The 9,257-nt window shown below is 73.2% G+C and carries 6 protein-coding genes; 1 reads left to right on the plus strand and 5 read right to left on the minus strand.

Annotation, left to right across the window (positions count from 1 at the left end; genetic code table 11):
- Positions 1-465: 465 nt before the first annotated feature.
- Positions 466-750 (minus strand): hypothetical protein, encoded by a 285-nt coding sequence (locus ABZ885_RS30145; RefSeq protein ID WP_360195399.1) that lies wholly within the window; start codon positions 748-750, stop codon positions 466-468.
- Positions 751-868: 118 nt separating this feature from the next.
- Here ABZ885_RS30145 and ABZ885_RS30150 point away from each other — a divergent pair, with 118 nt between their 5' ends.
- Positions 869-1,774, plus strand: a complete 906-nt coding sequence (locus ABZ885_RS30150; RefSeq protein ID WP_360195402.1) for a hypothetical protein — start codon at positions 869-871, stop codon at positions 1,772-1,774.
- Positions 1,775-3,082: 1,308 nt separating this feature from the next.
- Here the strand turns inward: ABZ885_RS30150 and ABZ885_RS30155 are convergent.
- The 4 genes from ABZ885_RS30155 to ABZ885_RS30170 form a co-directional block, all read right to left on the minus strand.
- Positions 3,083-4,816: a protein kinase gene (locus ABZ885_RS30155; RefSeq protein ID WP_360195405.1), complete on the minus strand. Its 1,734-nt coding sequence runs from the start codon at positions 4,814-4,816 to the stop codon at positions 3,083-3,085.
- A gap of 1,288 nt (positions 4,817-6,104) precedes the next feature.
- Positions 6,105-7,124, minus strand: coding sequence for an NADPH:quinone reductase (locus ABZ885_RS30160; RefSeq protein WP_360195408.1), 1,020 nt, complete (start codon positions 7,122-7,124; stop codon positions 6,105-6,107).
- Between the two features lie 111 nt (positions 7,125-7,235).
- Complete coding sequence (locus ABZ885_RS30165; protein ID WP_360195411.1) at positions 7,236-8,135, minus strand: aldo/keto reductase; 900 nt, start codon at positions 8,133-8,135, stop codon at positions 7,236-7,238.
- Positions 8,132-8,689 carry a TetR family transcriptional regulator gene (locus tag ABZ885_RS30170; RefSeq protein WP_360195414.1) on the minus strand — a complete coding sequence of 186 codons (558 nt, stop codon included), beginning with the start codon at positions 8,687-8,689 and terminating at the stop codon, positions 8,132-8,134. Before ABZ885_RS30170 ends, ABZ885_RS30165 begins: the two co-directional genes overlap by 4 nt.
- Positions 8,690-9,257: the final 568 nt, after the last annotated feature.

Raw genomic sequence — 9,257 nt, forward strand, 5'->3', positions numbered from 1 at the left:
ACGGGGCCTCCTGGACGGGGCGGGGGAGTGGCGGTCCACGGACCGGGGCAGGTGGCCGAGCAGTACCGCACTCTCCGGCCGGCGCCGGGCCGGAGCCTCGCGGGCGGCCGGCGCGATCCTCGGCGTCCTCGACGCGGTCACCGCCGCCACCACCCCCGCACGGACGGCTGCGCCTGATACTGGCCGCCGACGCCGCAGAACGCTGGCCCACCTGGCGCCAGCACGACGGGAAGCCGCTGCCGGCCGCCCACCCCGGGCGCCGCACTGACCGTCCTGCCCAACACCACGCGCACCCCGGATGGCCGGCTGCACACCGACGGCCACCACTGCACGCTCCACACCCGACCACCACCCTCACCGCACCAACCCTCGTCCTGGCCGCCGGAGAGGCGCATGGTCCCCGGCTCGGTGCTGTTCCCGCGTGTTCCACGGGTGCTCGGCGTGGGGGACGGCGCTGTTGTGTGGTCAGCGCGGGCCGAGGCCGTGCAGCAGGGTGTCCAAGACCTTGGTAGCCAGCGCGTCGGGGTCGTCGCCGGGGCTGTGCAGGGCCTCGCCGATCAGGGCGTAGTAGACGCGCCGCACCCAGTCGAGGTCCACCGCCGGGTCGAGAAGGCCTCCGTCCCGGGCTGCGGCGAGCAGGTCCAGGCGGTGGGTGGTGATGCCCTCCCAGGTCTGGGCCACCGCGCTGCCCGGCTCGACGGGCTGACCGAGGGCGAAGCCGAAGGCGCTCTTGACCCGGAGCACCTTCACGGTGGCCCGGTGGAGGCGCGGGGCCGCGTGACGCGGGGCGCGCGGCCCACCGTGGAATGAATTCCGCTCATCCCTGTGGCATTCGGGAATCCGGGCCGTAGATTCGCTGTCAGGAACAGTGGTTGACGAGGCGACAGGAGCTCTTGTGGCTGGCACGGAGACGTTCGGCACGGACAGCGGCGTGGGATCGACGATCGCCCTGCTGGAGGCGAGGCTGCCCGAGGTGAGGGAGCGGCGCCGACAACTGGAGGACGAGCTCGCGGCCGTCGTGGCGCAGGAAAACGCCATGGTCAGTGTGCTGCAGGGCCTGGAGGCCCTCGCGGAGACATCGCTGGCAGGCCGGAGCACGACGGCGGCACCTGCGGGCGGGAAGCCGGCAGAGGCGGCGGAGACGGCGGACAGCAAGGACCAGCCGGATGCTGCACCGGCGCCCGCAGAGCCGGTCGGCATCGAGGGCGTGCCTGCCGCCGAGGAGCCCGAACCGCAGGCCGCCCCAGCGAAGGCAACCCGGAAGCGCACCGCCACGGCCCCGGCCGGAACGACCGCAGCGAAGAAGGCTGCTACGAAGAAGACGACTGTCAGGAAGACGCCTTCGAAGAAGACGGCCACGGCGAGTGCCCCGGCCACCGTCGCCCGTGAGCAGGATGCCGCGGCAGCACCCGCCCCGGCGAAGAAAGCAACCGCCCGGGGCACGGCCAAGAAGACAGCCGCGAAGAAGACCACGGCGAGGAAGGCGGCGGTGAAGAAGACCGCAGCTGCGGAGCTGGCACCTTCTGCCCAGCCGCAGACGGCTTCCGCGCCGGCAGCGGCGCCCGGCCGCAGGCGGCGCACCGATGCCAAGAGTGTCCTGGCCGTCCTCACCGGCGCCGACGACTCGCTGCGGGCCCGCCAGGTGGCCGGCCTGCTCGGCCTGGACGGCACGGAAGCCGAAGTGAACGCGGTGCGCACCACGCTGGAGCGCCTCGCCAAGAGCGGCACCGCGCAGCGGACCGGCCGGGGCCTGTACGCGACCGTCTCCGGCTGACAGGGCCCGTCACGGCCTGCTGTAACGTCTGCCCCACCCCCGGTAGCCGACGAGACGAGGGTGCGCCTTCCCTTCGTTGCCTGCCTGCCTGCCGGGCGGCCGGTGGGTGGTCGGAGTGCCCGCTCTGTCGGGCGCGCTGGCCGCCTGTGCCGACCGATCCGTCCCCGTCGGCGGCGGACGGCGGAGCCTGGCAGCTGGGTTCTGCCTGTGCCGCCGGATTGCTGTGGGCTGCCTTGGCGCGGGTGGGTGTGAGGATGACCAGGTGACGTGCTCAGCGGCGCTGGTCACAGCAGCTCGCGCCCGGCCAGGTGGGCCGTCGGCTTTGCGCGTCGGCTCGCCTTGACCATCCCGCGCGGATTGTTCAAAGTTCGGCCCATGTCGAACAAGAGCGTGGCAACCTCCGGCCCGGTGGAGATCGTCCCGGAGTCCGCCGCGGACCGGCTGAAGGCCCGTTGGGCCGAGCCGCCTACACCCGTTCCGCCCTGGTGGAAGCGCATCCGACTCACAGGGCCCGCCAGGGCGGTACTCGTGGCGGGGCGTGCTCCTGATCGCGGGAGTGCTCGCGCTGGCGCCCGGGGACGACGGCCCGGAGCGCTATCGGCTTGATCCGCCAAAGACGATCGCTCTACGACCGGCTGCGCGCCCGCCTGCGCGAGCTGGCCTGCAGGAAGGAGGAGTCGCACCGCCGCGATGGTCGAGCTCCCCGATAACGAGCCCCGCGATCGGGGCCTTCGTCGCCTCGGGGTCGAACGTGCCCTCGGCGTAGTGGCGGTGCGGGCGTCACCGTTGAGCTGCGTGGCGCGCGTGGCATGGTGCTCCTGCGCGATCTCGTCCCACCGGCCGTACCAGAACGGGCCCGCCAGGGCGGCGTCCTCGTCGGACCCCTCATCGGTCCAGTCCCTGCGGAACGCGCCGATCGCCTCGTCGTACCAGGGCTCGTCCTTCTGCAGCGAGGTCGCAGCCTCGCGGCTGCCCTCGTCGATCCTGATCCCGACGGCCCGCATCCCCGGCGTGATCAGCGCGAGGCGTGCGACGCGCTCAGGGTGACGCTGCATGGAGAGGACGCCGAGGTTCGCCCCGGCCGGTGGGTGAGCAGGTCGCGGCGCTCGGGCCTTGGGGGTCCTCGACGTCCAGACGCCGAGCGAGGGCGGCGATGGCGTCGACGTGCGGGGTGAGGCGCTCAAGCACGCAGGCGACCTGCTCGTCGACGGACAGCCCCGGGTCCCGGCAGACGGTCTTCCAACGGTTTGATGTTGCGGGGCTTGGGTGGGTGTTTGCCGGTTGGTGGCCGCGGGGCTTGGCCGGGTGTCAGCTGGTGCGGAAGGTGGCTGACACGATCTGGAAGTAGCGGTTGGCTTCGTCGGGGCGGCCGGTCGGTGCGGAGATCCAGAAGTCGTAGCTGCGGCCTTGTTCGGTCCAGGAGATGTCCTGTACGCGCCGGGCGCCGTAGCCGTCTTCCGGGTAGCCGTTCCAGGTCCACAGCCACAAGGCGGCGTCGGTGGTGCCGTGGAAGACGGTGGGCTGGACGCTGGCGCTGCGGTAGCCGGGGTTGGTCCGCGGGCCGGCGGCGTCCTGCTTCTGGAGTTCGGCCAGGATGCCCTGGCCGCTCGGGGTGGTGGGGTGGACGCCGATGCGGAAGGCGTGGTCGGGTGAGAGGTAGAAGACCCGGCCGGAGGCGTCGGTGCTGCGTACCCAGCCGTCGGGGACGGCCAGCGAGAAACCGGCCGGGTCCCGGCGGATACTGGACCCGGCCGGGACGGCCACCGGGCCGGTGCCGGCCGGGACGGCCGGGGAGGACCCAGCCGGGGACGGCCCGGCCGGGCTCCCGGACGGCGTGCTGGTCGTGCCTGCCGGAGACGGCACCGCACCGGCCTGGGCCTGGCGCTTTCCGAGGTGGAGACCGGGGTCCAGGACGAGGACGCCGGCGGCTGCGGCGGCTGTTGCCAGCGCGGCGACACTCCAGCGCAGGGCGCTCCGGCGGCGGATCTGCCGCATGGCGGGGCGGGCTGCGGGTGTGGCGGGCAGGTGGTCCCCGGCGAGGGTGCCGGGTGTGACAAGCGTGGCGGCCGGCTGCGCCGCGCTGTGCGTGTCACGGCCGGCTGCGGGCCGGGCCGCGGCGTGGACGGGGGCTCCACCGCTCCTGACGGCCAGGCGGCCCGGGCCGGGCTCCGCCCCTTCTGTCGGATCCGTCCCGATTGCCGGCTCCGCTCTGTCTGCCGGCTTTGCCTGCCTTGTTGCGGTGTCGTGGAGCAGCAGTTCCGCTTCCTCGACGGTGGGCCGTTCCAGCGGTTCCTTCTCCAGCAGTGAGCCGATCAGCGGTGTGAGCGGGCCGGCGTGCAGCGGCGGCTCGGGCGGGTCGGCGGCGATGGCCATGGCGGTCTCGATCGCGGTCGCCCGGCGGAACGGCGGCAGCCCCTCCACGGCCTGGTAGAGGGTGACCCCGAGTGCCCACAGGTCGGAGGCGGGGGTCGGGGCGGCGCCTCGGACCAGTTCCGGTGCCAGGTAGTCGACGGATCCCACCAGTTCGCCGGTTTGGGTCAGGCTGGAGGTGCCGGCGATGGTGGCGATGCCGAAGTCCGTGAGCACGACCCGGCCGTCGGGTGCGAGCAGGACGTTGCCGGGTTTGACGTCGCGGTGCACGACGCCGGCGGCGTGGGCGGCCCGCAGCCCGGCCAGGATCTCGCGCCCGATCCGGGCGGCGTCCGCCGCGGGTAGCGGCCCGTTCTCGGCGAGGACCGCGGCAAGGGTACGGGAGGGGACGTACTCCATCACCACGTAGGGGAGTCCCTCGTGTTCCACGACGTCGTGCACCACCACGACGTTGCGCTGGTTGATCCGGGCGGCGCTGCGTGCCTCGCGGAGGGTCCGCTCCAGCAGGGTCGCGGTTTCCTCGGGTGACAGCTCCGGGCGGATCCGCAGCTCCTTCACGGCCACGTCGCGGCCCAGCAGCTCGTCCTCGGCCCGCCACACGGTTCCCATGCCGCCGCTGCCGATCCGTTCCAGCAGCCGGTACCGGCCGGTGATCAACCGGTCCTCGCCCACCTGGGCACCTCTTTCGTTCTCTGCCCGCCCGCGGCGGTCGTCCGTCCGTGACGGGTGATTCCCGAGATTCTCGGCTGCCGGGGGGCTCGGGCGCCAGTTTCCGGGGAGATGTCACCGTTGTTCCCGTGCGCGAACGGGCTGGCGTCCCGCAGCGTCGGGCCGTGCCGGCACGCCGAGGAACCGGCCGGTGACGCGGGTGGCACCGTCGGGGTGGAGCCCGGTAGGCAGGTCCCCGGCACACCAGTACTGCGACGGTGCTTGCCGTAACGAGGCTTCAGCTCTTGCCGACGCCGCCAACGGGACCAGGGCAGGACGTGGGCGATGCGGCGGCGGGCAGGCCGGGTGAGGCGGGCGAGGTGGGTGAGGGTGTGCCGGAGCGCGGCGCTGGTGCCGTGCTGCTCCAGGCCGTTCAGGCGGGCGGCGCCTGCCCACAGGACGGTGCTCGCGGAAGCGGGCGTAGCCGATCAGCCTGGTGGCGGGCTTCTCGCGGGCCGTGGTGGCACGGTCGGCCTCGACGAATGCCCGGTGCGACGCCCGGCCGTCTGCGACGGCGGTGTGGTGCGGCAGGCTGTCGGGGATGACGGCACCGCCCGGGCCTTCGCCGTAGCGCTGGTAGACCTCGGGCACGAAGTCCAGCGGCGCGCACTCGTCTCCGGCCTTCCAGGCGCCGGCCACGAACGCGGCCCGGGCAGGAGTCGGCCGGGGTGTGCCCGACCCGCAGCCTCGCCTCCGGTCCCCGGGCAGGGGCGGGGAAGCGACGCCTTCCAGTTCCGGGAAGCGGGCGGCGATCCGCGCGTCCCAGTCGGTCAGGTACCAGGCCCGCACCCTCCCGGCCCGGGGAGGACGACCTCCTTGACCAGACCCCCGCCCTTCGGCTTCCGTAGCCGTCGGCGTACCAGCTCCCGCTTGCTCCCGGGTGTGTGCAGGACGCGCAGCTGCTCGGCCGTGGCCCTCCGGAACTGATACAGCGCGGCCACGACCTGGTCGCCGGTCCCGGGCTCCACAATGTCGCTGCCCGCCGCCCCGGTGGCGGCGAGCACCCGTAGGGAAGCCCGCGCCTCTCACCGGATTTCTCCCCATGACCGGCCCTCTCCGGGCACGACCCGACAACGGGTCGCCAACCGGTGCGACAAACCAGTGGTGAGTGGCCGTCAAGGTGGCATCACCCCGGCAACCCTAATCCTGTGTGAAGGCGGTCCCGAAGCGCCCCGGCTGGGCGTCGGGTCTGTCTGTCGTGACGGAATCTCGCCGACGTATCCGCTTGTCCTCAACCGGCCGGAACCGAGCGTCAAGAGGCGACGTCCACCAGGACTTTGCCGACCGAGCGGCTCTCGACCGCTCGGTGCGCGTCGGCGGTGCGGTCGAGGGGGAAGCGGATCAGCGGCAGGCCGTGCTCCTCGCCGACCGGCAGAGCACCGTCGCGCACTGCGGCGGCGACGTCCTGGGCGGCCGCGGCGCGTGCTTCCGGACCGGCCAAGTAGAGGATCAGGAACTGGAAGCGTGCGTTGAGCACCATGTTCTGCAGTACGTCCAGTTCGACCGGCCCGCCGCCGTCGTTGGCGTAGGTCGAGATCGTGCCGCGTGTTCTCAGCACGGCCAGGTCCAGGGCGAGGTTCGCGCCGAGCGCCACCTCGGCGATGATGTCGACGCCGTCCGCGGCTGTCTTGCGGATCTCGGCGGCCGGGTCGCCCCCGCGGTAGTTGATCACGTGGTGAGCCCCGGCGGCGGTGGCCAGCCGGGCTTTCTCCGGGCTGCTGACCGTGCTGATCACGGTTGCGCCGGCCCATCGGGCGAGCTGGATCACCGCGTGTCCGACCGCTCCGGCCCCGCCCGCGGCGAGCACCACCTTCCCGTCAAGTGCCCCGGGCCGCAGCCGGCGCGGCCCGTCCTCGGCGACGGTGAGCGCGCGGTGCGCGGTCAGCGCGGGGACGCCGAGTGAGGCGCCGACGTCGAAGCCGGCCTCGTCGGGCAGCGGAACGGCCTGTTCGGCCGGCACGACGGTGAACTCGGCGGCGGTGCCGGTGGGCCGCCCGGCGGCGGCCATGAACAGCCAGACCCGCTGACCTACCCGGCTCTGGTCGACACCCTCACCGGCGGCGTCGATCGTGCCGGCGCCGTCGAGGTGCGGGGTGACCTCGGGGAAGTGCTTGGGGTGGCCGGCGCCGGAACGCGCCTGCCAGTCGGTCGGATTGACACCGGACACGGCGACCCGTACGCGGACCTCGCCGGGGCCGGGCTCGGGCAGGTCGCGGTCGACGAACCGGAGGACGTCGGGGGTACCGGTGTCGCGGTAGATGATGGCTTTCATGCGCTGTCCTCGGTGTCTGGTGGAGGGGGTCTTCCCGGCGTGGCCTGACGCTTCGTCATGCCTTCGGCGGGGGCGAGGGCGGAGTCGCCGCCCGGGCCGCGTCGGTCCCGGTCAGCCGATGGCGACGGGGACGTCGTTGGGGCGGGACCGGATGCCGTCGAGGGCGGCGAGGGTCGCGGCGTCAAGGGTGATCTCACCGACCGCGACGTTCGCCTCCAGGTGGGCGAGGTCGGCGGTGCCGGGGATGAGCAGCACGTTCGGGGCGTGGTGCAGCAGCCAGGCGAGCCCGACCTGGGAGGGCGTGACGCCCAGGGACTCGGCCACGGCGTGCACCGCTGGCTCGTCGGTCGCCTTGGGCAGGCCGGGGAAGGCTCCGCCGAGGGGGAAGAACGGCACCCAGGCGATGCCCTCGGCCGCGCACAGCCGCAACAGGTCCTCGTCGTCGCGGGAGGCGAGGCTGTAGGCGTTCTGCACGCAGACGACGCCGGCGGGCAGGGCACGGCGCAGGCCGTCGAGGGTGACGCTGCTCAGGCCGATCGCGCCGATCTTGCCCTCGTCGCGCAGGGCGGTCATCACCGCGAGCTGGTCGTCGAGGTCGACGATCTGGTCCCCCTCCGGGCGCAGCCCGGGGCCGGTGTCCAGGCGGCGCAGGTTGACGACCGCGAGCCGGTCGACGCCGAGGCTGCGCAGGTTGTCCTCGACGCTGGCGCGCAGTTGCTCGGGTCGCTGTGCCAGGCGCAGCGGCAGGTGCCCGCCAGGGTTGGGGTCGGCCCCCACCTTCGTGACGACCAGAACGTCGTCCTCGGGGCGCAGAGCCTCGCGGATCACGTCATTGGCGAATCCGAAGCCGTAGAACTCGGCGGTGTCCACGTGGTCGACGCCCAGCTCGACCGCGCGGCGCAGCAGGGCGACGGCCTCGTCGCGGCGGTCGTGCAGGCGCTCGAGCTGCAGTGCGCCGTAGCCGATCCGGAAGACGGTGCGGGCTCCTAACGGAGCTGTCGGGGTGGTCACGGCGCGGTCTCCTCGGTCGGTGTTCGCAGGGCGGTGTAGAGCAGTTCGGCCTGGTAGAGCGCCATGATCCGGTGGGCGATCGGGGTGGCGCGCTCCCGGGCCGGGGCCGGTTCGTGGTGCTCGACCTTGACGAGCCAGGCTGTGACGCAGTCGTGCAGCATCGCGCGCATCCGGTCGGTCGCGTCGACGACGATGTCGTGGACGGCCGGGTCGGTGGTCGCCTCGCTCCAGGTCTGCACGCCGACCCGGGCCTGGACGGGGTCGATCGCGGCGGTCAGCCGGGAGAGCAGTTCGTCGGGGTCGGGCGGGACGTCGGCCGCGGCGTACTCGCCGATGGTGTCGGCGCGTCGATGGAGCATCTCGCGGGCGGCGGCGCGGACCAGGTCGGCCTTGTTGCGGTAGTGCGCGTAGATCGAGCCGGTCGACAGGCCGGACTCGGCGGTGATGTCGGCGATCGAGGTCCGCTCCAGGCCGTTGCGGCTGAAACAGCGGACGGCGGCGTCGGTGATCTGGGTGCGCCGGAGTTCCTTGCGCGCGTCGGTGAGCCGAGGCACATCCCACCCCTCACAAAAAGAATCATTGTTCTGCTTGTAGTGACCCTAGCAGAACCAGTGTTCTGTATGCGTGGGGGGCGCGTGCCATCGCGACCACGCCCCTGGACGAGGAAGAAGGCCGCCGGTACCTCAGACCGTTGAACGGCCCAACCAACTGGGGAACGAGAGCGGCACGGGGACGTGCGCCGCTGGCAGCTGGTCTGGATCCGCACCGGCGGCCCCTGGTGCTCGGGCGTGGTGACGGGGTGCCGCCGGCTGGGGGAGCGGTGGCGGACCGCCAGGCCGCCTGGGTGGTCACGGACGGCGCCACCGTCCAACCGGTCCCGGACGGGCACGGCGCGGGCGCTGTCTCCGGTGCCGAGACCGGCGGCCGGGCGCTGCCGCTGCCAGCCAGGGAGGCGGGGGCCGGTGACGCTCGCCGCCGTCCACGATGACCAGGTTGCCGCCGGCCGTGCGAGCGGCTCGCCGATCTCCCAGCTCCGCCGCGTACGCGATGGGCCTGGTCCGCGGCGGCGCGGTCGCCGTCGACCAGCTGCTCTCGCTGGCCCGCAAGACGCGCCGGGACGGC

It is taken from the genome of Kitasatospora sp. NPDC047058, assembly GCF_040643935.1.
Lineage (GTDB): Bacteria > Actinomycetota > Actinomycetes > Streptomycetales > Streptomycetaceae > Kitasatospora.

Excerpts from the sequence above, each read along its gene's own strand:
- ABZ885_RS30160 (WP_360195408.1), bottom strand. The coding sequence starts at position 7,124 with ATGAAAGCCATCATCTACCGCGACACCGGTACCCCCGACGTCCTCCGG.